Raw genomic sequence first — 782 nt, 5'->3', positions numbered from 1 at the left:
TTCGTATTTCTTAACCCCCGAAAGGGTCGAGTCATACGTCGCTACTCAAAGGAAGTGAGGTATGTGCTTAGACTTGACATCTAAGGTACTTCACTTCTAGTGAGCACTTGATTTCATTGTGCTTGTGGCCGAAGCCACTATGCACTCGCATCAAGCGCCCACACTTATCGGTTGTTTAATTGTTAAAGAGCGGTACTGCTAAATTCTGCACTACTTACTGCATCTTGCCGCCAACTTGGCGCTTCGCCGCTTACGCGACGTCGCTGCATCAGCAGCAGAGAAACGAGATTATGAAGGAGTTTTTAGCGCTTGTCAAATCGTTGTCGCTTTTGTTTGAGTTTTTCAACTCATCTCCAGCATCAAGACCTGACAACTTACCGCCTGGACCCCTTCAGGTCCGCCAGGACAACGTCCCGGCTTTTCGCTTCCCTTAGCAGCTATCGGAATGTCGGGGTATACCCTGATATTTCGGTAGCAGCCAAGCCGCAAACTATAACATCTTTTTTGCAGTTCATGCAGCTGGCTTCTGCCTAATCTGCATCTTCTACTGCAAAACCGCTGTTTTGCTGGATCTCTCCATCTTTACCGCGGCTGAGAACTCAAGGCTCTCACTTATATATAAAGACAAACCCCCGCAGGGTAACCTGCGGGGGTTTGCGGAATAAAAGCTTGACGATGACCTACTTTCACAGACGTCCGTCCACTATCATCGGCGCAAAGTCGTTTCACTGTCCTGTTCGGGATGGGAAGGAGTGGGACCAACTCGCTATGGTCGTCAAGCG

Annotated in this window: 1 rRNA gene; it reads right to left on the bottom strand. The window is 49.1% G+C overall.

The features are described from left to right. Positions 1-667: 667 nt before the first annotated feature. Positions 668-780: ribosomal RNA gene (gene rrf, locus IB259_RS30835) — 5S ribosomal RNA — on the bottom strand. Positions 781-782: the final 2 nt, after the last annotated feature.

The sequence above is a fragment of the Achromobacter sp. ACM04 genome (assembly GCF_014851465.1).
Taxonomy (GTDB): domain Bacteria; phylum Pseudomonadota; class Gammaproteobacteria; order Burkholderiales; family Burkholderiaceae_B; genus Achromobacter; species Achromobacter aegrifaciens.
This window is presented reverse-complemented; position numbering and strand designations above follow the sequence as displayed.